The organism is Pseudomonas mediterranea CFBP 5447 (assembly GCF_000774145.1).
Classification (GTDB): Bacteria; Pseudomonadota; Gammaproteobacteria; order Pseudomonadales; family Pseudomonadaceae; genus Aquipseudomonas; species Aquipseudomonas mediterranea.
This window is the reverse complement of sequence record NZ_KN322985.1, coordinates 155,522-177,583: the sequence shown is the minus strand read 5'-3', so window position 1 is coordinate 177,583 and position 22,062 is coordinate 155,522. Positions and strand designations below refer to the sequence as shown.

The following is a 22,062-nucleotide window of genomic DNA, read 5'->3' as shown; positions in this document are numbered from 1 at the left end:
ATGTATTTATCAGCTCGTCTCGATAGGTCGGTATTGTTGAATGCTTTGCTATTTTTCGCCTATTTCCTGACTTTGGTATGGGTGAACAATAGCTATGTTTATATACTTCATGAGTACATGGGGGCGGCAGCAAAGCATATCGATTTCGGGCTGATAGTTTACCTGGCGGTTCTGGCTTCGATTTGTGCGTTGCTGTGTGGGGGGCGCGTGGAAAGGCCTGGAGATCTTATTGTCTGTCTACTTTTTCTCGTGGTAGTACCCCATGCTCTTGTTCTAAATGCCGCAAACAACTTTTCACCCGATACGAAGCCATGGGAAGGGGTGTCACTGGGTGTAATGTTTGGGGTGGTGATAATCGCTTTAGCGAATAAGATTAGATTTTACGAAAGTCAAAGTAGGCAAAGTGATGCACTAAGTCGAAAATGTTTGGCGATTCTAGCGTTTGCCAATATTTTGGTGCTTTGTTTTATTTTTTTTAAAAGCGCAAGTTATTTTTCTTTTAGTTTTCCTGATCAGTACGTTCGAAGAGCCTTGGCGCGCGATGTATTCCAAGCTGGCTCGGGGGGTGGCTATCTTGCATCCATAGGCACGCAGGCATTTTTCCCTGTGCTTTTTGCTTGGGGTGTCTACCGGAAATCGCATATATACATACTACTAGGTTTGGCAAATGCCTTTGTGTTGTGGGGGGCGTTTGGCCAGAAATATCCTTTTATGGTACTACTGCTTATCTATTTTCTGATGCAGTACTTTAGGCGCTACGGAAATGTAAAAATTTCTTGGTTTTTATCTGGTGCAGTCGTTTTTTTGTTGGCGGGGGCGCTTGAGTTTGAGCTGTTTGGCTATTCATATCTTAATGACTATTTCGTGCGTCGTGCTTTCATCGTCCCCTCAACGTTGTTAGGGGCTGTGGATAATTTTGTTTTATTGTTTGGTTATAATTTCTATAGTGATACCTTGCTTAGTTCTATAATGGGTGTGGCGAAGTCGGAACCATTGACTTTTCGAATTGGCCAAGAAATTTTCGATAATCCGAACTTGAATGCCAACGTAAATTTTTTCGCTATCGCTTATTTGCAGGCTAAGTATGTCGGGGTCGCCGTTGAGTCCCTGTTTGTGAGTGGGGTTGTGCTGTTGTTGAATTTGTTGTACACGCGCTATGTCGCCTTCCTCACTATCCCTGTTGCGCTTCTCTTTGCGACAAAGATCCTGGAACAGTCACTTTTGACTGTGTTGATGGGGTCTGGTGTTTTCTTGATGCTAGGGTTCATTGTACTTGTCTCCGTGCCCTTTACCTTCGGAGGAAGTAAATGCAATGAGCGCTAGTTTCTTGGGGCGTATCGCTCGTGTCTTAATGGGCACTATCGGAGCTCAGCTCATCACAATGGGGGTCATGCTCCTTCTTGTTCGCCTGTACACTCCTGCCGATCTCGGTGAATTTAGTGTCTGGCTATCATTTGCTACAATAGCCGCAGTTGCTATTACAGGTCGTTATGAAATGGCGATTTTTAATTGCAATGGAGCGCATGATGTTCAGGCTATACTCAAACTTATCTTCATTATTGGAGTATTGACCTCATTGGGGGTCGTCGGTGCCGCGATGTTGTGGGATGGCGTTTTCTATAACGTGCCACCTGTGATTTCAATGTTCTGGGTGTCGCTTGTTGCTGTGATTTTTGGCATAGGGATGAATAAGGTCGTATTGTCGTTGCTGACCTATCAGCAAGCATTCAATAAGCTTGGCATATCTCGAATCAGTCTTGCGGCGTGTATTGCGGTCGCGCAAGTTATTGCTGCCTACTTTTCTCAGGGCGTTTCGGGTCTAATTCACGGCCAAGTAATCGGAGTTATTACAGCGACGGGCCTTTCGTTGCTCTGGATTAACAGTACTTGGCTAAGGGGGAGTATTAGCTCGAGTTGGTTGTCTGTGAAGGAGATGGCATGTCGGCATAAGAACTTTCCAAAATTTTCGCTTACTGCTGATCTTTTGAACACAGCAGCGAGTCAGCTTCCGGTTATATTTATTGCTGCTCGGTTTGGAAGCGAGGCCGCGGGTTGGTTTGCGTTGACTTTAAAAATGATGGGCGCGCCTATTTCTTTATTGGCAGCTTCGGTGCTTGATGTTTTCAAAGAACAGGCAGCACGTGATTTTAGAGCGCAGGGGAATTGTTATCGAATATTCTTGAAGACGTTCTTCGTGTTAGCATCACTCGCTATAGTTCCGTTTGGAGTTTTTGCACTAGTGGGCGAATGGGTTTTTGGTTTGCTCTTTGGTCAGGAGTGGGTAGAGTCAGGGCGTTACGCGGTACTACTGATTCCTCTATTTTTCATGAGGTTTGTCGTAAGTCCGCTAAGTTATACAATTTATATTGCGCAAAAGCAGAAGCTGGACTTGTTATGGCAGATATGTCTGCTTTTGTTCACTTGGCTATGCTTCACGTTCTCCCAGGAAATTGATTCGGCTCTGTGGTCCTATTCAATCGGATATGCGGTGATGTATATGATATATTTTTGGATATCCTATCGTGCGGCGAAAGGAGAATCGCAATGATCGTCGTTGTTGATTACGGTGTCGGTAATATGGCTTCTGTACTCAATATGCTCAAAAAAGTTGGCGCCAAAGCCAAAGCATCAAATTTGCCGAGTGATTTGGAAAAAGCGGATAAACTAATCCTTCCTGGTGTGGGAGCGTTCGATGCCGGAATGCGCTGTCTACGTGAAAGTGGTTTGATCGATGTACTGAATGAACAAGCGTTAACCGTTCGCAAACCTGTCATGGGCATCTGCTTGGGCTCGCAAATGCTGGGATGCGGATCCGAGGAAGGTCAGGAGAAAGGTTTGGGTTGGATTGATATGGATATCGTGCGCTTCGAAAAGCGAGAAGGGCGCAAGGTTCCACACATGGGTTGGAATGAGGTTCAGCCCAGAGCCGATCATCCCATTTTGAATGGGCTGAACGAGCAGAGTCGATTCTATTTTGTCCATAGCTATTACATGCAGCCCAAGGTCGAAAGCGATACTTTATTGATTGCTAACTATGGCCAGGAGTTTACCGCTGGAGTAATGAGGGAAAATATTTTCGGGTTTCAATTTCATCCCGAAAAGAGCCACAAGTTTGGTATGCAGCTATTCAAAAATTTTGTAGGTCTCGAGCAATGATTAGGAAACGTGTTATTCCTTGTTTGCTTTTGCAGGATCGTGGGTTGGTTAAGACGGTAAAATTCAAGGATCCGAAATATGTTGGAGATCCTATTAATGCAATTAGGATCTTCAACGAAAAAGAGGTTGATGAATTAGTTCTTCTGGATATAAGCGCTACGAAGGCGAAGCGTGATCCGGACTTTGAGCTTGTGGCGGAGATCGCGAGTGAGTGCTTTATGCCAATTTGTTATGGTGGAGGTATCACCAAGCTAGAACACGCACAAAAGCTTTTTGCCTTGGGTGTTGAAAAAGTTGCTATAAATTCGGCTTCAGCAGATGGTCTGTCTCTGATCAGCAGCATTGCAGCGCAATATGGTTCGCAGAGCGTAGTAGGTTCAATCGACTGCAAAAAGGGACTTTTGGGTGGGTATTCAGTGTGCACTCACAACGGATCTCGGGATATCAAGAAGTCTCCCGTGGAATGGGCGAAAGCTTTAGAGCAGGCTGGGGTAGGAGAGATATTCCTGAATTCCATTGACCGCGACGGAACGCAAAAGGGTTACGATCTCTCGCTGATTTCAAATGTGGTTAATAGTGTACATGTACCTGTCGTGGCTTGCGGTGGTGCCGGGTCTACAGATGATTTGCTTGCTGTATTCAACAATTGCGAAGTTTCTGCTGTATCGGCAGGTAGTCTTTTTGTATTTCACGGAAAACACAGGGCAGTCTTGATTAGCTATCCAGATATTAACAAGGACAGTAAGTGAAATATATTTTGTTAGTATTGGTTTTTTAGTGGCGCTTTTGGTGCGTAGCGTTTGAGAAGATTCTTGAAGCATCATATTATCGGGTCACTTTCGATTAAGCGATCTCCGTGATTAATGAATTCTATTGAGGTGTGCAGTGACTCAAGTATGCTCCCGGTGTGTAATGGATACGTCAGACTCCCAGATCGTCTTTGATGATCATGGCGTTTGCAATCACTGTCGTAAGTTTGATGAGGTTCAGAGTCAGCAGCTATTTTCCGACGGTTCGGGCGCTCAACGGCTTGAGAATATCGTTGCGCAGATAAAAAAAGACGGTGCCGGTAAAGAGTATGATTGTATTATTGGCTTGAGTGGTGGTGTTGATAGCTCCTATTTGGCTCTTAAAGTCAAAGACTATGGCTTGCGTCCGCTTGTAGTACATGTCGATGCTGGATGGAATAGCGAGCTCGCGGTTAGTAATATCGAAAAGATAATAAAATATTGCGGTTATGATTTGCATACCCATGTTATGAACTGGGAAGAGGTTCGGGATCTGCAGTTAGCGTACATGCGTGCAGCTGTCGCGAATCAGGATGTACCTCAAGATCATGCCTTCTTTTCAAGTATGTATCATTTTGCAGTTAAGAATAATATTAAATATATTCTTAGCGGCGGAAATCTGGCGACCGAGGCGGTTTTCCCAGAAACATGGCACGGTAGCGCTATGGATGCTATTAATTTGCGCGCAATACATAAAACTTATGGAGAGCGCGCGTTGAATGATTACAAGACCATTAGCTTTTTTGAATATTATTTTTGGTATCCCTTCGTGAAGGGAATGCGGACTGTTCGGCCGTTGAATTATATGAATTATAATAAGGCCGAGGCGGAAGTTTATTTGCGAGATACAATAGGATATCGCTCCTACGCTCGTAAACATGGCGAATCTATTTTTACTAAGCTCTTCCAAAATTATTATCTACCAACCAGGTTTGGCTACGATAAACGAAAAATTCATTACTCCAGTATGATTTTATCAGGTCAATTGACTCGTGAAACTGCTCTGATAAAGCTTGCTGAGCCACTCTACGACCCTGAGGAGTTAGAAGCCGATATCGAATACTTCTGCAAGAAGATCAGGATCTCGCGGTCTCAATTCGACGAGCTGATGAATGTGCCAATACACGACTACTCCGACTTCAAAAACTGGGATGGTTTGCAACGTTTTGCCAAACGTGCGCAAGGATTGCTCCAGAAGCTGATGGGTAGAAAGCTTCGAATCTATTCCTGAGCCATTTGCATAGGTTTATATGATGAAAGTAGTTCACTTGACGTCGGTGCATTCTCGATACGATATTCGAATTTTTCAAAAAGAATGTCGTACGCTTGCAAGTGCTGGTTATGATGTCACGTTGATCGTTGCAGATGGTAAAGGTGATGAGCAGGTAAACGGGATCCAGATATTGGATGTCGGTAAGCCTAAAGGCAGGTTGCAACGGATATTCAAAATTACGGGTGATGTTTTTACTAAAGCACTGTCGCTTGATGCGGATATATATCAGTTTCATGACCCAGAGTTGCTTCCAGTGGGTGTGAAATTAAAAAAGGCAGGGAAGGTTGTCGTTTTTGATTCTCATGAGGATGTTCCTAAGCAACTTTTAAGTAAGCCTTATTTGCACCCGTTTCTTATGAGGTGTATATCTGTTGCTTTTTTTGTGTATGAGCGCTTTGCGTGTCGTAATTTGGATTTTATCTTTGCGGCGACGCCTTTTATTCGCGATAAATTTTTACGTATCAATTCGGCTAGTATCGATATAAATAACTTCCCAATGATTGGCGAGTTGGACGCAGCTGTTTCTTGGGAAGAGAAGAAAAAAGAAGTATGTTATGTGGGTGGTATCGCAAATATTCGTGGTATCTCACAAGTCGTTGATGCCTTCAGCCACGTTTCAGAGGGCGTGCGTCTCAATCTGGTTGGGCGCTTCAGCGAGTCTCATGTCGAACAACGGGTGCAGGAACTCGAAGGTTGGGCTTCCGTTAATCAGCTAGGCCAGCTCGAGCGATCGCATGTAAGAGATGTTCTGTCTCGATCTTTGGCTGGTCTGGTAACCTTTCATCCGTTACCCAATCACATTGATGCCCAGCCTAATAAAATGTTCGAGTATATGTCTGCGGGGATACCTGTAATTGCGTCGGACTTTCCTCTATGGCGTCAGATAATAGATGGCAGTAATTGTGGCATATTGGTTGATCCAATGGATCCGCGCTCAATTGCGCATGCCATTGATGCTTTGGCCAAAGACCCAGAGCGCGCACGTCTTCTTGGTGAGAATGGTCGGAAAGCAGTAAGCGTACAGTACAATTGGGATATCGAGTCAAAAAAACTTTTGGCTTGTTATGAACAACTTTCGAAAAAGGTAAAAAAATGAAGATCTTAACAGTTTTGGGGGCTCGTCCTCAGTTTATTAAGGCGAGTGTTGTGTCCCACTTCATTTCCACTTTGCCAGCGGTCCAGGAGGTCGTTGTTCATACAGGACAGCATTTCGATTCGAATATGTCCGATGTTTTCTTCGATGAGTTAGGCATGAAAACGCCAGCTTATCAGTTGGATATCCACGGTGGCGGCCATGGCGACATGACCGGCAGGATGTTGATTGAAGTAGAGAAGGTTCTATTGCAAGAGCGCCCTGACGTAGTATTGGTATATGGCGATACTAACTCCACGTTGGCTGGTGCATTAGCTGCGGTCAAATTGCATATACCGGTTGCCCATGTTGAAGCAGGACTGCGCTCTTTTAACATGGCGATGCCTGAGGAAGTAAATCGGATTCTGACCGACAGGGTTTCACGTTGGATGTTTACTCCAACTGCAACCGCTGCGAAGCATCTGAAAGAAGAGGGCGTGGGGGCCGCCAGTATCATTCCCGTCGGAGACGTCATGTACGACGTCGCAAAATTCCATGGCGGGCGTGTTGACTCCAGCGGGCGCGTAATGGCCAAGCTTGGCCTCAAGGAAGCTGACTTTGTACTTGCAACAGTTCATCGCGCTGAGAACACCGATGACCCTTCACGACTTACCGCGATTGTCGAGGCCTTCCGCGACTTGTCTACCGATTTGCCGATCGTATGGCCCGTGCATCCGCGGACGAGAGCGGTTCTGCAGAAGCGCGGGCAACTGGATGATATGCCAGAGAACCTGCACCTTATTGATCCAGTCGGTTATCTGGATATGGTACAGCTTGAGAAGCACGCCGCGCTCATCGCCACTGATTCGGGGGGCGTGCAGAAAGAGGCATTCTTTTACGGCGTTCCATGTGTCACGTTACGAGATGAAACCGAGTGGGTTGAATTGGTCGAAGCTGGATGGAATCGATTGGTTTCGCCGAAGTCTTCGCAAGAAGTGGCGACAGCCGTTCGTCAAGCCTTGGGTAGCAAAGGTGAGACAGTGCAGCCATATGGTCAAGGCAACGCGGCCGAGCTGATCATATGCCGCCTTGTCGAGGACCTCGCTGAATGAAGAACGTCTGGATCCTCAACCACTACGCGCAGGAGCCAGGAGGGGCTGGCGGTACTCGTCATTACCAGTTGGCGAAAAATTTGCCTGCGCATGGTTGGAAGGCTTCGATTGTCGCGGCCAGTGTAGAGCACCAGTCTGGTCGGCAACGTCTTGCGGTTTCGGAGTCCGCCAGGCTTGATCAATATGACGGCGTTCCCTTCCTGTGGTTGAAAACATCGGAGTATGAGGGGAATGGTACTGCGCGTATGCGTAATATGCTGGAGTACACCTGGCAGGTTGTTAAGCCCGGTAAGCTTACTGCATTGAAGAAGCCCGACGTCATCATTGGCTCGAGTGTTCATCCGTTTGCGGCAGCCGCTGGGGCGGTGCTTGCGTGGCGATATAGAGTGCCTTTCGTTTTCGAAGTGCGGGATCTGTGGCCGGAAACGCTGATCGATATGGGGCGGTTAGAACGCAGCAGCATGATCGCTCGGACGCTTCGTGTTTTGGAGAAGTGGCTTTATAAGCGCGCGAAGCGGATTGTTGTGCTGCTGCCCAAGGCGCATGAATACATAGTGCCTATGGGCATTGATGCGCAGAAGATCGCCTGGATTCCGAACGGCGTCGATCTCCAGGATTTTCCTCGTCCAGAGGATAAGGTGGCCGGAGATGAGTTCACGCTTATGTATTTCGGGGCTCATGGTCCAGCCAATGGATTGGATAATGTTCTACGTGCGCAACATATCATCGAAGAAAATCCCGAAATGTCGCATGTCCAGCTACGGATTATTGGCAATGGCCCGTGCAAGGCCGAATTGATTGCCTTGGCTGGAGAGCTGGGCCTCAAACGTGTCAGTTTTGAAGACCCTGTTCCCAAGCGCGAGATACCGGCGTTGGCCGCGCAGGCGGACGCGTTTGTTTTCAACCTGATTAACGCTCCAGTGTTCAAATACGGAATCAGTTCAAACAAATTGTTTGACTTCATGGCTGGCCAGCGTCCGGTTCTGTTCTGCTGTGATGCGGGCAACAACCCCATCGAAGATTCTGGTTCCGGATTTACGGTCGAGCCAGGCAACCCCAAGGCGCTAGCCGACGCGGTCGCCAGGTTGTCGAGCCTGACGAGCGCCGAGCGAGCGGCCATGGGGAATGCGGGAAGGCACTACGTAGAAGTCGAGCATGGTTTCGACAAGCTTGCAGGAAGTTTGGCGCGTTGTTTGAATGAAGCTTGTGAGACCAGCAGATGAAGAGAGTCGTTGATTTTGCCGGAGCCTTTATGGGCTTGATCATTTTGTCACCGGTTATAGTAGTCGTGGCAATATTGATAAAGCACAAGCTGGGAGGGCCCGTGTTATTCCGGCAGGTTCGCCCCGGACGTGAGGGTAAGCCTTTTGAGATGATCAAGTTCCGCACCATGCGTGATGCTTACGACCACAATAATGCTCCGCTGCCCGATGCACAGCGTATGACCCCGTTCGGTAGTTTCCTACGTTCCAGCAGTCTGGACGAATTGCCGGAGCTGTGGAACGTACTTAAAGGCGACATGAGCCTCGTAGGACCTAGACCGCTGTTGATGGAGTATCTTCCGCTCTATAACGAGCGACAATACCTTCGGCATAGGGTAAGGCCAGGCGTTACCGGTTGGGCACAGATCAATGGGCGAAACGCTTTAAGCTGGCCGGAGAAGTTCGAACTGGATGTCTGGTATGTGGAAAATCGTTCTTTTTGGCTAGATCTGCAAATCATCGCGTTGACGGTTAAGAAAGTTATGAAGAAAGATGGTATTAGTGCTAGTGGAGAGGCCACTATGTCAAAGTTTACGGGCAATAAGTAATGAAAAAACTTGCAATCCTTGGTGCAAGTGGGCATGGGAAAGTGGTCGCCGATACTGCTGAATATTGCGGGTGGGAGGATATTACTTTCTTCGATGATGCATGGCCTTCCGTCACTAGCATTGGCGTTTGGGCTGTGATTGGAACTTGCAACCAGTTGCTTGAGCGAGTCCGTGAGTTTGACGGGATAATTGTAGCTATTGGTAATAATGCTGTTCGCCAGACCAAGCAGGCTGCACTCACTCAGCGTGGCGCTATTTTACTGACGCTGATCCATCCTTCCGCTTATGTCAGTTGCCACGCGACGGTAGGGGCGGGTACCGTGATATTTGCTGGAGCTGTTCTCAATGCCGGTGCCAGAGTGGGGCTGGGTGGGATTCTGAATACAGGGTGTAGTGTCGATCACGACTGCGTTCTAGGTGATTTCGTTCATATCAGCCCTGGTGCCAGGCTCGCCGGTGGGGTCGTGGCAGGAGATCGCAGCTGGGTAGGCATAGGCGCGTGCGTAAAGCAAATGCTGACCATCGGTGCCGCCGGGGTAGTGGGGGCCGGGGCTGCTGTCGTGGCAGATGTGGCAGAAGGTATGACAGTGGTTGGCGTTCCGGCGCGGGTTCTAAAATAATTCCACCAATTTTGGCCATGCGACGGTAGACTTTGTAGCCATATGCATTCTCGCCAGTTTGATGAATCAGGATTAGTTCAATGTTGAATACCCCCTTTTCTCCATGGCCATCTTTCTCTGAAGAAGAGGCAAACTGTGCTCGCGATATCATTCTGTCCAACAAGGTAAATTATTGGACCGGGGAGGAGTGCCGCCAATTTGAGCGAGAGTTTGCCGATTGGGCCGAGACTGATTATGCGGTCGCAGTGGCCAATGGTACGGTAGCGCTCGACTTGGCCCTACAGGCGCTGGGTATTGGCGCTGGTGATGAAGTAATTGTGACTTCCCGAACCTTTTTGGCCTCTGTTTCAAGCATCGTTAATGCCGGTGCCATCCCTGTGTTTGCGGATGTAAATGCGGATTCGCAGAATATTGATGCGTCAACCATCAAGGCAGTCCTGTCTCCTCGTACCAAAGCCATCATCTGCGTTCACCTTGCCGGATGGCCTTGTGATATGGACCCCATCATGGCCTTGGCGACTGAGCACGGGATCCGAGTAATTGAGGACTGTGCACAGGCGCATGGTGCCCGATACAAAGGCAGGGCGATCGGGTCGATAGGCCATATTGGTGCTTGGTCGTTCTGTCAGGACAAGATCATGACTACTGCCGGTGAAGGTGGCATGGTTACGACGAATGATCGTGAACTTTGGGCCAGGATGTGGTCGTTCAAGGATCATGGAAAGAGCTGGGAAGCCGTGTACGAGCGGCAGCATGCCCCAGGATTCCGTTGGCTGCACGAGAGCTTTGGCACCAACTGGAGAATGCTGGAGGTACAAGGCGGAATTGGCAGGATTCAGCTGAAACGGATGCCTCAATGGCACCAGTCGCGGGTGGCTAACGCTCGCCGTATCTGGGATTGTGCCAAGGCTTTGCATGGCTTGCGTGTTCCCGAGACTCCCAGTGACAGCGTGCATGCGGCGTATAAGTGTTATGTCTTCGTAGAGCCGGATCAACTCGCAGAAGGGTGGGATCGGGACCGGATTCTTAACGAGATCAGCGCTCGCGGCGTTCCTTGCTTTTCGGGCTCATGTTCAGAGGTCTATCTGGAGAAGGCTTTCGACAATACGCCCTGGCGACCCGAAGAGAGCTTGCCAGTGGCAGCGCGACTTGGAGAAACAAGCCTGATGTTCTTGGTTCATCCTACGCTGACGGACGCCGAAATAGCCAAGACTTGCGAAGTCTTGACAATGGTCATGCGCGACGCCGCTGGAAAATGAAATCCTGGGTGGTATCTAGCGCATGGAAACATTTGATACCGCCCAAGTTCAATTTGTCTGTCTTTTGTCAGGAGAGACGAATACATGGATTAGGACGGGGTCGGTCTGATCCTACGCGAGGTGGGTTTGGCAGCCGCTTACATTTCGGTGGCAATATAAGCCCGGAGCGGCTGTTGATGAGGTGCGAGACATACGCTGGATGACCGGGGGAACTAACCGCAGCAAAGGCGCGACGCTGATCGTCAGACAACGGAGGTAGCCTCTAAAAAACGAAAAATTGGCTTATGTATGTTTCGCCGGACATCTAATCAAGCTGTTTCACCTAACCGCCTAATCCATTCTTTAATGGCGCCAATGACCAACGCTACGAAAAGAGCGGTGAGCGTGGTGCCAAGTAATATTTTATACATGTTACCGCTGTAAGGAAGCTCAGTGGTTGTAATCTCTGACGAATAGGTCATTGACGAGCGGGATGCATTTTGCAACATGCTTAGGATTTTTATTTCTTTCGTATCTGCCATTTCTAACAAATCTAAGTATTTAATAAATTTTATTTCTTGCTGTTGATAGAGATGGTTCTGCGTCGAGGTTATCTCATTGATAGCGAGCTTAAGTTTTTTAATTGACTCTTCGCGATTCGCTGCAACAGTCGAGACCTCAACGATATTGGTTTTCTTTATAGGGTCTATTGTGGCGAGTTGAGCGTATTTATACATCATCGTTTCTGGACTTTCGAGTAGGTTGGAAGCGCTAGAATCCATGTTTAAGCTATCGCCTATCGCTACGTTCGCAATGCTCATGTGCAACGTCGGTCTGGTAATCGCATAGCCAAGGCCTATGGCAACTATCACAACGAAAATCAATATAATGGTTCGTATCTGCGGAGCCAGAAAACAAAAAAAATCACGCAATGAAATTTCGTCTTTAGAAAAATTTGCCGCCGTCATTCTTCAACTTTCTCCGCAGTATGGAAAAGCAATAACTATTAAATAAATTTTAAAGTTTCCGTCCAGTGTAAGCTTGATTTTATAAGTCTAGTGTTTGAGGTGTTTGGATCCTTATGTATAATGCATATAGTAGTTGATATTGTTTTGACATTATACGCGTTGCGGCTCGCCAGCACAATGCTTGGTCATTTTATGCTTGAGGGTAGTAATTGTTGTCATGGAAAATCATTGGCACTGTTCGTCGGGTATTTAGAATGGCGGCAAATAGAAGTGTAGAACTTACGAGTCGTTACTGCCGTGGAACTGCATATCAGAGATCCTACGGTAAACCGAAGTCTTACGCTGGGAAAGGTGGGGTTATGGATCCCGTTCGTCGGCATTCTCCTAAGCCTGCTGTCGCTACATACGGCTCGGGAGTCATCGAGGCTGCTTTGGGTCTGGTTGATTCTGCTAGGTATCCTTATTGTAGATGCAACCGTTACTTTATTACGACTGCTGCTGCAAAAAGAAATCTACGAGGCTCATCGAACCCTATGCTTATCAGTCTGCCTCCCACCAATATGGTCGGCATCTGTCGGTGACGCTGGCGGTGGTGTCGATTAATATGTTCTGGTTGTTGCCGTTGGCGGCATGTGTCGTATTGTGGAATGTGGATAGAATGTTGGCTGTAATCATTGCCTACGTGCATTAGGTACTGCTGGCCGTCAGCATCTCGTGCTGGCGCGCTTGAGAAGGCTTGATTTAAAGGTAAAAATTCGCGTTTTCTGTTTATAGGTTGTCCAACGGTCGATGACAGTGCCGCGTCTATCGGGATCGATTGGGTTTAGGAGCTGGCCGAGGTGCATGAAGGATTTATGGGTAAATTAAGAACAGCGTTGCTGGGGTTGCCAAGACGCCACAAGCGGGCGATTCAGGTGGCTACAGACGTAATCCTGGTCTGGGTCGCGCTATGGCTGGCGTTTGTTGTTCGCCTCGGAGTCGAGGCATTGGCCACTCCGATCGAAACGCATCTTTGGCTTTTCGCATCCGCCCCACTGATCGCCATTCCGATTTTCATACGCTTTGGCATGTATCGCGCCGTCATGCGTTACTTCGGCAACGATGCATTGATTACCATTTGCAAAGCGGTCAGTCTCTCTGCCTTGCTGCTGGCCCTCGTGGTGTATTGGTACAGCAACCATAAAACCGTGGTACCTCGCTCGATCATCTTCAATTACTGGTGGTTGAGCTTGATCACGATTGGTGGTCTTCGGCTGTTGATGCGTCAGTATTTCCTGGGAGATTGGTTCACCGCTGCCCAGCATGTCCCGTTTGCCAACCGTGACGACGGCTTGCCCAAGGTTGCAATTTATGGCGCTGGGGCCGCTGGGAACCAGCTGGTAGCAGCATTGCGCATGGGGAGGGTAATGCGCCCAGTCGCGTTCATTGATGACGACAGCAGCATCGCAGACCGCGTCATCGCCGGTCTTCAGGTCTACGAGCCCGAGCAGATTCAAAAAATGATCGATGCAACGGGGGCGCAGGAAATCCTACTGGCGATACCTTCATCGTCCCGTGGTCGTCGTCGGGAGATCTTGACCTTGCTTGAGAGGTTCCCGCTGCACGTACGTAGCGTCCCGGGTTTCATGGACCTGGCCAGTGGGCGGGTCAAGGTGGATGACATCCAGGAAGTAGATATTGCGGACCTGCTTGGACGTGACCCAGTACCTGCGCAGCCAGATTTGCTTGAGCATTGCATCACTGGGCAATCGGTTCTGGTCACCGGGGCTGGCGGGTCAATCGGCTCGGAACTCTGCCGTCAGATTCTGGCGCTCAAGCCCACCACGCTTTTGTTGTATGAGCATAGCGAATTTAACCTTTACAGTATTTTGTCCGAACTTGAACCACGAACCACCCGTGAGTCTCTATCTGTTCGTTTACTGCCCATACTGGGTTCGGTGCGGGATCAGGCCAAGTTGTTGGATGTGATGAAGACCTGGAGTGTCGATACGGTCTATCACGCTGCTGCTTATAAACATGTCCCCATGGTCGAGCATAATATTGCCGAGGGGGTTCTGAACAACGTGATTGGGACGCTGAACACCGCCCAGGCTGCATTGCAGGCAGGTGTGTCGAACTTCGTCTTGATTTCTACTGATAAAGCCGTGCGCCCCACCAACGTGATGGGTAGTACCAAGCGGCTCGCGGAGTTGACGTTGCAAGCCCTTAGCCGTGAGCTAGCGCCCGTATTGTTCGGCGATAGTGCCAATGTGTCTCGAGTCAACAAGACTCGTTTTACCATGGTCCGGTTCGGCAACGTATTGGGATCGTCCGGTTCGGTTATCCCCTTGTTCCATAAACAAATCAAATCCGGCGGGCCGTTGACTGTTACACACCCGAAGATCACGCGTTATTTCATGACCATTCCCGAGGCCGCACAGCTGGTGATTCAGGCCGGCTCCATGGGGTTAGGTGGCGATGTGTTCGTCCTGGATATGGGCGAGCCAGTAAGAATTGTCGAACTGGCAGAGAAGATGATTCACCTGTCTGGTTTGAGTGTCCGCTCGGAGAGGAACCCTCAAGGTGACATTTCAATCAAGTTCACGGGCCTGCGACCCGGTGAGAAGCTTTATGAAGAGTTGCTGATTGGTGACAACGTCGTTGCTACCCAGCACCCCATGATCATGAGCGCCAACGAAGATCATCTTCCCTGGGATGTGCTCAAGGCCAAGTTGGCTGAGCTGCTGGCTGCAATTGAACACGATGATTACAACCGGGTCCGCCAATTGCTTCGGGACACCGTTAGCGGATACGCCCCAGACGGGGAAATTGTTGACTGGATCCATCAGCAACGTCGCCTTGAGCCCTGATTATTACACAGTCTGTAACGTACACATTTTTGACAGCGACTCATCATCGCCTAGGTTTGAGAGGCAGCTTCGGAAAAGCTGCTTCTCTCTTAACGATGTCATGGAGCGTCACTTATGCGTACAGGCTATTTCTACTCCCTGGTTTTTGCACTGCTGACCAGCGCCTCTATTGCCGCCATTGCTGCACCTTCAGCCAAACCCGAGACACCGACACCGTCACAGACGATGGATATTTCGGTGAAGCCCCAAGACGCCAAAGTGAACCTTAACGAGGCAGATGCCCCTACGCTGCAGCGCGAGCTGGCGGGTATAGGCGAGGCCAAGGCGAAGGCGATTGTTGCATACAGGGAAGCAAATGGGCCGTTCTCCTCGGTCGAGGAGTTGTTGGAGGTCAAGGGAATAGGCAAGGCAATCCTGGACAGGAATCTCGACAAGCTGGAAGTGAATTGAAATGAGATAGCGAAAAAAGGCCGGTCGAATGACTGGCCTTTTGTTTTCTTGGCGGACACGAAACCATGGCGACGATTCGACGCCGGCCGAGAAAAATGACATCTGGCACAAATCATGATTACTCACTACCAGTCGATTGTTGAACAATCTGAGGCATTGAGCATGAACACGGGACTTTCCCTCGCCGACCAGATCACCTTGCAGCTACGCGCGGACATCATCGGAGGCCGCTTGCTGCCGGGCATGGCCTTGGTGGAGAACGATCTGGTCTCGGCCTACAACGCCTCACGCAATACCATTCGTGAGGCGTTGCATCGCCTGGGCCAGGAAGGGTTGACCCGTTATGTGCGCAACAAAGGCGTGATGGTCCGCAGGTTGGGCAGTGACGATGTGCGGGATCTGTTCAAGGTTCGTCGCACTCTGGAGCTTCAGGCGATCATGAACAGCCAACCATTGGGCGCGTATCGATCCAACCGGATGCTTGAGATTCTCGAGGCGGCCGAGCTGGCCCGGGAGCGTGAAGACTGGCGCGCAGTGGGGACCCACAGCCTGGCGTTCCATCAACACATCGTCGGGTTGATGGGCAGTCCTTTACTCGACGAGTTTTTCACCAACGTGGTTGCGCAGTTGCGCCTGGCGTTTTTCTCGGCGCCTGATGAGCCACGTTTCCAGGCGCCGTGGCTGGCCCGCGACCGGCAGATTCATGACTGGCTGGCTGAAGGCGACAAACAGGCGGCTCAGGAGGCGATGAGCCTCTATCTCGACGATTCCGAACAAATGCTTCTGCAGTTGATGACTCCCATCCATAAACACTGATCGAGGACCGCGCCATGTACAAAGATTATCCAGCCGCTTACCAGGTCAGTAAGGGGTCAGCCCTGCAGGTGGACAAGCCGTTCTATGACAGGATCCGCACCCAGCAAGACCAGCGCACGCTGATCGAGCAATTCGAAGTGCCGATCCGCACCGGTCGTGCCTGGCATGTGCCGGCCGGTCACGTGTTTCGCGTCACCACTCCGGTGGGGCCGCAGGTAGGCGATTTCAACGTCTGGAATGCCCACGATCCACGGGAGCGCTTGTGGGCGGCGCGCACTCGGCAGTTGCAAGGCGCTCATGTCAGCACCCATGACCGGCTCTGGTCGAACCTGCCTTTCTTGAGACCACTGGTGACCATTACCGATGACAGTCTGGCCGGCTACGGTATCGATGAGCATGGCGGACGGTTGCACGACCTGCTGGGTACACGCTGTGATCCGTATGTGAACAGGATGCTGACCGGTGAGGATTTTCATCATCACTGTCATTCGAACCTGACCCGCGCGGTGTTGCCCCATGGCCTTACGGAGTTCGACGTGCACGATGTGCTGAACATTTTCCAGTGCACCGGGCTTAACCATGACGACATGTACTTCATGAAAGCCTGTCCGGCGCAGAAGGGCGATTACCTGGAGTTTTTTGCCGAGATCGATCTGCTCTGCGCCTTATCCACTTGCCCTGGCGGTGACCTGTCGTTGGCGATGTGGGGGCCGGATGCTCAGGATCCGCTCAGCGTCTGCCGTCCCCTGGGTGTGGAGATCTATCGGTTGGAAGATGCATTGCTCGAAGGCTGGAGCCAGCCCGAGCGGGCGGCCTACAAGGGCCTGCATGGCTTGCAGATTGCCAAGGCGGATTGGGAAAAGTAACACTTCCTTTGTGGCGAGGGGATTTATCCCCGCTCGGCTGCGCAGCAGTCGTGAACCGGCCAAGCGGTGTACCTGTTAGAGCAAGGTGCTTGGTTAATCCCGGCGACGCGTCGGGTCGCCCCTATAATCCCCTCGCCACAACGAGCGGTGCGCCGCCCGCGCAGTTCAACGATCCTTGGCCTCCTTCGCATCCATCTCCGCGTTCCGTTCGGCCACGCGCTTGCGTTGCTCCTCGGTCAGTTCGACCTTGTTGGCGGTGTCGCGCAGCATCATCAGGCCTCCGACGATGGAGCCGATTGCAACGATCAAAATCAGCCAGGCATACCAGGGCATAGGACTCTCCTTGAGGGCGGGCCAGTGGGCGTCGTTCACCCAATCCGCCACACCTACCACTTATGAGCGAAGGTTGCTCGCAGTGGTTCAATACTACCCCTGTTCTACCGGACACATCTCATAACACGCCCAGCAAGCCACTGTGCATTTTTACGATTTTTTTATTCCTCGATACCACCCTCGGTCTCGTTCCTTTACAGCCTCTCTGCCGACAATCACTCCACACGCGGCCCGACGCCGCACCACGGAGAAGTCCCATGAGTGTCCTGGACGGGGTGTCATTGCTGCTGGCAGTGGCGCTGTTCATTTATCTGCTGGTTGCGCTGTTGCGCACGGACCGGAACTAGGAGCGGTTATGCACGGTTATGACTACGGGCTGATCTTCGCCTTTTTCGCGCTGGTGTTGATTCCGGCTCCATTGCTCGGGCGGTTCTATTACAAGGTCATGGAAGGGCAGCGCACTTGGCTTTCCCCGGTTCTCGGGCCGCTGGAACGAGGCTGCTATCGGCTGGCGGGGGTGGATCCGCAGGTCGAGCAGAGCTGGCGGAAATACACCCTGGCCTTGCTCGCCTTCAACCTGGCGGGCTTTTTGTTGTTGTTCGCAGTTCTGCTGTTGCAGGGGCACTTGCCGCTCAACACCGAGCAAGTGCCCGGCATGGAGTGGACCCAGGCGTTCAATACAGCCGTGAGTTTCATGACCAACACCAACTGGCAGTCTTACAGCGGTGAAGCGTCCCTGAGCTACCTGAGCCAGATGATTGGCCTCACCGTGCAGAATTTTGTCAGCGCCGCCACCGGCCTGGCTGTGCTGGTGGCGCTGTGTCGTGGGATCGGACGTAAATCGGCCAGGACCCTTGGCAATTTCTGGGTCGACATGACCCGTGCCACCCTATATGGACTCTTGCCGCTGTGCCTGTTGCTGGCGTTGTTTCTGGTATGGCAGGGGGTGCCGCAGACGTTCGCGCACTATGTGCACGGGGTGACGGTGCAAGGCGCCGACCAGGTGATCCCGCTGGGCCCGGCCGCCAGCCAGATTGCGATCAAGCAATTGGGCACCAACGGCGGTGGCTTCTTCGGCGTCAACTCGGCGCATCCCTTCGAGAACCCGACGGCCTGGAGCAATGTGTTCGAGCTCGCGTCGATCATTCTGATTCCCGCTGCGCTGGTGTTCACATTCGGCCACTACGTCAAGGATCTGCGTCAGAGTCGGGCGATCATTGCCTGCATGCTCGCGCTTTTCTTGATCGGCGGTGCGACTTCGTTGTGGGCCGAGTACCAACCCAATCCGGCATTGGCCGATGCGGCCGTGGAGCAGGTTGCACCGCTGGAAGGCAAGGAGTCGCGCTTTGGCACCACCGCCTCGGTGCTGTGGTCGGTGACCACCACGGCGGCGTCCAATGGCTCGGTCAACGCCATGCACGACAGCCTCAACCCCCTCAGCGGCATGGTCGCGCTGGTGAACATGATGGTCGGTGAAGTGATTTTCGGTGGCGTCGGGGCCGGGCTCTACGGGATGTTGCTGAACGTGCTGATCGCGGTGTTCCTGGCCGGCTTGATGATCGGCCGTACCCCGGAATACCTGGGCAAGAAACTCGGCGCTCGGGAAGTGCAACTGCTGGTGGTGACCCTGTTGGTCATGCCTGTAAGCGTGCTGGTGTTGGGCGCCGTGGCCGCAAGTCTGCCCGGGCCTGCCGCTGCGGTGAGCAATCCCGGTGCCCATGGTTTCAGTCAATTGCTGTACGCCTACACGTCGGCGGGGGCCAACAACGGTTCGGCGTTCGCCGGGTTTGGTGCGAACACGCCGTTCCATAACCTGATGCTGGGCCTGGGTATGTTGATCGGCCGTTTCGGCTACATCCTGCCCGTGCTGGCGTTGGCCGGCAGCCTGGCGCTGAAGAAAACCGCCCCGATCGGCCAGAACAGTTTCCCCACCCACGGCCCGCTGTTCGTGACCTTACTGACCGTGAGCATTTTGCTGGTGGGCGGCCTGACCTTCCTGCCGACCCTGGCCCTTGGCCCGATTGCTGAACACCTGAGCATGGGCTTCTGAGGATCCGATGATGAATATGCCCGTCCCCCAAGCGGTGACCACCCAGGCACCGCAAGCGAAAACCGCCATCTCCGCCCTGTGGCGGCCGGCGTTGCTACAAGCTTTCGTCAAGCTCGATCCGCGCCAGTTGCACCGTGCACCGGTGATGCTGGTGGTGGCGCTGACGGCAGTATTCACCACCGTGCTGTGCTTCATTCCCGACAGTGCCGTGCCGACATTCGTTGCCGCGCAGATCGCGCTCTGGCTATGGTTCACCGTGCTGTTCGCCAACTTCGCCGAGGCCTTGGCTGAAGGGCGCGGCAAGGCCCGGGCCGACAGTCTCAAGGCTGGCAGCGAAGGCCTCAGCGCACGTCGCCGGACCGCCAATGGTTTTGAAGTCGTCCCCGCCAGCCGTTTGCGCAAGGACGATGTGGTGCGCGTCGAGGCAGGGGAGATGATTCCGGGTGACGGCGAAGTGATCGAGGGCATTGCCGCAGTCAACGAGGCGGCGATCACCGGTGAGTCTGCGCCGGTCATTCGTGAATCCGGCGGTGATCGTTCGGCGGTCACCGGCAACACGCGGTTGGTTTCCGACTGGTTGCTGGTGCGCATTACCAGCAATCCCGGTGAGTCCACCCTGGATCGCATGATCGCCCTGGTCGAAGGCGCCAAGCGGCAGAAGACGCCGAACGAGGTGGCGCTGGACATCCTGTTGATCGGCCTGACCCTGATCTTCCTGTTGGTGGTGGTGACGCTGCAACCGTTCGCTCGCTTCGCCAACGGCAGCCTGCCTCTGGTGTTTCTGGTGGCGCTGTTGGTCACGTTGATTCCCACCACCATCGGTGGCTTGCTGTCGGCCATCGGCATCGCCGGGATGGATCGACTGGTGCGCCTGAACGTGATCGCCAAATCCGGCCGTGCGGTGGAAGCGGCGGGGGACGTACACGTGCTGATGCTGGACAAGACCGGCACCATCACGTTCGGCAATCGTCGTTGTGCAGCGGTTCATGCCGCACCCGGGGTGAACATCAACGCGCTGGCCGAAGGTGCGCTGTTGGCTTCGTTGGCTGACGACACGGCTGAAGGCAAATCCATCGTGGAATACCTGCGAGCGTTGCATCCGCAACCCGAGCCTGCCTTGGAGTCGTTGGCGGCGGTACCGTTCAGCGCTGAAACCCGTTTGTCCGGTGTCGATTATCAAGGGCGGGTATACCGCAAGGGGGCGGTGGATTCGCTGCTGGGTTTCATCGGCCTGTCGCGCAACCAGTTGCCGTCGATGCTGGCCCAAGAGGTCGACAAGATTGCCCAGAGCGGCGGCACGCCCTTATTGGTGTGCGTGGACGGCAAGCTGCTCGGCGCCATCCGTCTCAAGGATGTGGTCAAGCCAGGCATCCGCGAGCGTTTCGCCGAGTTGCGCAAGCTGGGCATCCGTACCGTGATGGTCACTGGCGACAACCCGCTGACCGCCGCCGCGATTGCCGCCGAAGCGGGCGTCGACGACGTATTGGCCGAAGCCACGCCGGAGAAGAAGCTGGCGCGTATCCGCCATGAGCAGAATGACGGTCGGCTGGTGGCCATGTGCGGCGACGGCGCCAACGACGCCCCGGCCCTGGCCCAGGCCGATGTCGGCATGGCGATGAACGATGGCACCCAAGCGGCGCGGGAGGCGGCCAACATGGTCGATCTCGACAGCGACCCGACCAAGTTGCTGGACGTGGTGCAGATCGGCAAGGAACTGCTGGTGACCCGTGGGGCACTGACCACCTTCTCCATTGCCAATGACGTCGCCAAGTACTTCGCGATCCTGCCGGCACTGTTCGCCTCGATTTATCCACAGCTCGGTGTGTTGAACGTGATGCACCTGAGCAGCCCGCAGAGCGCCATCCTCTCGGCCATCGTGTTCAATGCCTTGATCATCGTGGTGCTGATCCCGTTGGCCCTGCGCGGCGTGCGGGTACAGGCGGCGAGCGCGGCGGCGTTGCTGCGGCGCAATTTGCTGATCTATGGCCTGGGCGGGATCGTGGTGCCGTTCGTGGGGATCAAGGGAATCGATGTGTTGCTGACGGCGTTGGGGCTGGTTTGAGCCTTTTACAGCGGCTCGCCACAGATGTGTTCTCAACTGAGGATTTTGGAATGTTCAAGTTAATTCGCCCGGCCCTGAGCCTGTTACTCCTGATGACCCTGATCACCGGCATCGCCTACCCCCTGCTGGTCACCGCAGTGGCGCAAGTCGCCTTTCCCTTCCAGGCCAACGGCAGCCTTGTCGAGGGCGCCGACGGCAAGGTGCGCGGCTCACTCCTGATTGCCCAGGATTTCCAGGGGGATGCCTGGTTTCATCCACGTCCCTCGGCCGGCACTTTCGCCACGGTTGCCAGCGGCGCGAGCAATCTTTCCCCGAGCAATCCGGCTCTGGCCACGCGGATCATCGATGAGGCCCGCACGCTTTTGGTGCCGGGCCAAGGGCCGGTGCCGCTGGCGCTGCTAACCACCTCCGGCAGCGGGTTGGATCCGCACTTGCCACCGGCAGCGATTGCCTATCAACTGGCGCGAGTCGCTGCGGCGCGCAACCTGCCGGTCTCGACCTTGCAGCAGTTGCTCGACACTCATATCGAACAACCTCTGGTGGGGCCGCCGGTGGTGAATGTGCTGGCGTTGAACCTGGCGCTGGAAAAGCTGTAGCCC

21 protein-coding genes are annotated in these 22,062 nt (G+C 52.6%); 19 read left to right on the top strand and 2 right to left on the bottom strand.

Annotated elements, in window-relative coordinates; all coding sequences use genetic code 11:
• From N005_RS13080 to N005_RS13030, 11 genes are all read left to right on the top strand, one after another.
• Positions 1 to 1,323, top strand: a complete 1,323-nt coding sequence (locus N005_RS13080) for a polymerase (protein ID WP_144402679.1) — start codon at positions 1 to 3, stop codon at positions 1,321 to 1,323.
• Positions 1,313 to 2,548, top strand: coding sequence for an oligosaccharide flippase family protein (locus N005_RS13075; RefSeq protein ID WP_047701579.1), 1,236 nt, complete (start codon positions 1,313 to 1,315; stop codon positions 2,546 to 2,548). Before N005_RS13080 ends, N005_RS13075 begins: the two co-directional genes overlap by 11 nt.
• On the top strand, positions 2,545 to 3,156 hold the full coding sequence (hisH, locus tag N005_RS13070) for an imidazole glycerol phosphate synthase subunit HisH (protein WP_047701578.1): 612 nt from the start codon (positions 2,545 to 2,547) through the stop codon (positions 3,154 to 3,156). Before N005_RS13075 ends, hisH begins: the two co-directional genes overlap by 4 nt.
• Positions 3,153 to 3,905 (top strand): AglZ/HisF2 family acetamidino modification protein, encoded by a 753-nt coding sequence (locus N005_RS13065; RefSeq protein ID WP_047701577.1) that lies wholly within the window; start codon positions 3,153 to 3,155, stop codon positions 3,903 to 3,905. Before hisH ends, N005_RS13065 begins: the two co-directional genes overlap by 4 nt.
• 136 nt (positions 3,906 to 4,041) lie before the next feature.
• Positions 4,042 to 5,175 carry an N-acetyl sugar amidotransferase gene (locus tag N005_RS13060; protein ID WP_047701576.1) on the top strand — a complete coding sequence of 378 codons (1,134 nt, stop codon included), beginning with the start codon at positions 4,042 to 4,044 and terminating at the stop codon, positions 5,173 to 5,175.
• Between the two features lie 22 nt (positions 5,176 to 5,197).
• Entirely contained in the window at positions 5,198 to 6,313 is a 1,116-nt protein-coding gene (locus N005_RS13055; protein WP_047702215.1) for a glycosyltransferase family 4 protein, read from the top strand.
• Positions 6,310 to 7,401 carry a non-hydrolyzing UDP-N-acetylglucosamine 2-epimerase gene (gene wecB, locus N005_RS13050; RefSeq protein WP_047701575.1) on the top strand — a complete coding sequence of 364 codons (1,092 nt, stop codon included), beginning with the start codon at positions 6,310 to 6,312 and terminating at the stop codon, positions 7,399 to 7,401. Before N005_RS13055 ends, wecB begins: the two co-directional genes overlap by 4 nt.
• Positions 7,398 to 8,624 carry a glycosyltransferase family 4 protein gene (locus N005_RS13045; protein ID WP_047701574.1) on the top strand — a complete coding sequence of 409 codons (1,227 nt, stop codon included), beginning with the start codon at positions 7,398 to 7,400 and terminating at the stop codon, positions 8,622 to 8,624. The genes wecB and N005_RS13045 overlap by 4 nt, the downstream gene beginning before the upstream one ends.
• Entirely contained in the window at positions 8,621 to 9,211 is a 591-nt protein-coding gene (locus N005_RS13040; protein ID WP_047701573.1) for a sugar transferase, read from the top strand. Before N005_RS13045 ends, N005_RS13040 begins: the two co-directional genes overlap by 4 nt.
• On the top strand, positions 9,211 to 9,831 hold the full coding sequence (locus N005_RS13035) for an acetyltransferase (RefSeq protein ID WP_047701572.1): 621 nt from the start codon (positions 9,211 to 9,213) through the stop codon (positions 9,829 to 9,831). The genes N005_RS13040 and N005_RS13035 overlap by 1 nt, the downstream gene beginning before the upstream one ends.
• 80 nt (positions 9,832 to 9,911) lie before the next feature.
• Entirely contained in the window at positions 9,912 to 11,090 is a 1,179-nt protein-coding gene (locus N005_RS13030; protein ID WP_047701571.1) for a DegT/DnrJ/EryC1/StrS family aminotransferase, read from the top strand.
• Between the two features lie 308 nt (positions 11,091 to 11,398).
• Here the strand turns inward: N005_RS13030 and N005_RS13025 are convergent, their stop codons facing one another.
• Positions 11,399 to 12,037 carry a hypothetical protein gene (locus tag N005_RS13025; RefSeq protein WP_047701570.1) on the bottom strand — a complete coding sequence of 213 codons (639 nt, stop codon included), beginning with the start codon at positions 12,035 to 12,037 and terminating at the stop codon, positions 11,399 to 11,401.
• An 854-nt stretch (positions 12,038 to 12,891) separates the two neighbouring features.
• Here N005_RS13025 and N005_RS13020 point away from each other — a divergent pair.
• The 4 genes from N005_RS13020 (at position 12,892) to N005_RS13005 (ending at position 17,018) form a co-directional block, all read left to right on the top strand.
• Positions 12,892 to 14,886, top strand: coding sequence for a polysaccharide biosynthesis protein (locus N005_RS13020; RefSeq protein WP_047701569.1), 1,995 nt, complete (start codon positions 12,892 to 12,894; stop codon positions 14,884 to 14,886).
• Positions 14,887 to 15,000: 114 nt separating this feature from the next.
• On the top strand, positions 15,001 to 15,336 hold the full coding sequence (locus N005_RS13015) for a ComEA family DNA-binding protein (protein ID WP_047701568.1): 336 nt from the start codon (positions 15,001 to 15,003) through the stop codon (positions 15,334 to 15,336).
• Between the two features lie 162 nt (positions 15,337 to 15,498).
• Positions 15,499 to 16,152, top strand: coding sequence for a GntR family transcriptional regulator (locus tag N005_RS13010; protein ID WP_047701567.1), 654 nt, complete (start codon positions 15,499 to 15,501; stop codon positions 16,150 to 16,152).
• A 14-nt stretch (positions 16,153 to 16,166) separates the two neighbouring features.
• A complete protein-coding gene (locus tag N005_RS13005; protein WP_047701566.1) occupies positions 16,167 to 17,018 on the top strand; it encodes an urea carboxylase-associated family protein in 852 nt (283 codons plus the stop codon).
• 165 nt (positions 17,019 to 17,183) lie between these two features.
• Here the strand turns inward: N005_RS13005 and N005_RS28225 are convergent, their stop codons facing one another.
• Positions 17,184 to 17,351, bottom strand: coding sequence for a DUF2897 family protein (locus N005_RS28225; RefSeq protein WP_072408389.1), 168 nt, complete (start codon positions 17,349 to 17,351; stop codon positions 17,184 to 17,186).
• Between the two features lie 257 nt (positions 17,352 to 17,608).
• Between N005_RS28225 and kdpF the strand changes: the two genes are divergently transcribed.
• Genes kdpF through kdpC form a run of 4 tightly spaced genes read left to right on the top strand, consistent with a single transcriptional unit; the run spans position 17,609 to position 22,059 of the window.
• The gene (gene kdpF, locus N005_RS13000; RefSeq protein ID WP_047701565.1) at positions 17,609 to 17,698 is read left to right on the top strand and encodes a K(+)-transporting ATPase subunit F; all 90 of its coding nucleotides are present in this window, start codon (positions 17,609 to 17,611) and stop codon (positions 17,696 to 17,698) included.
• An 8-nt stretch (positions 17,699 to 17,706) separates the two neighbouring features.
• Positions 17,707 to 19,401, top strand: coding sequence for a potassium-transporting ATPase subunit KdpA (kdpA, locus tag N005_RS12995; protein ID WP_047701564.1), 1,695 nt, complete (start codon positions 17,707 to 17,709; stop codon positions 19,399 to 19,401).
• 10 nt (positions 19,402 to 19,411) lie between these two features.
• On the top strand, positions 19,412 to 21,463 hold the full coding sequence (kdpB, locus tag N005_RS12990; RefSeq protein WP_047701563.1) for a potassium-transporting ATPase subunit KdpB: 2,052 nt from the start codon (positions 19,412 to 19,414) through the stop codon (positions 21,461 to 21,463).
• Positions 21,464 to 21,513: 50 nt separating this feature from the next.
• Positions 21,514 to 22,059: a potassium-transporting ATPase subunit KdpC gene (kdpC, locus tag N005_RS12985; RefSeq protein ID WP_047701562.1), complete on the top strand. Its 546-nt coding sequence runs from the start codon at positions 21,514 to 21,516 to the stop codon at positions 22,057 to 22,059.
• The last annotated feature ends 3 nt before the right edge of the window (positions 22,060 to 22,062 follow it).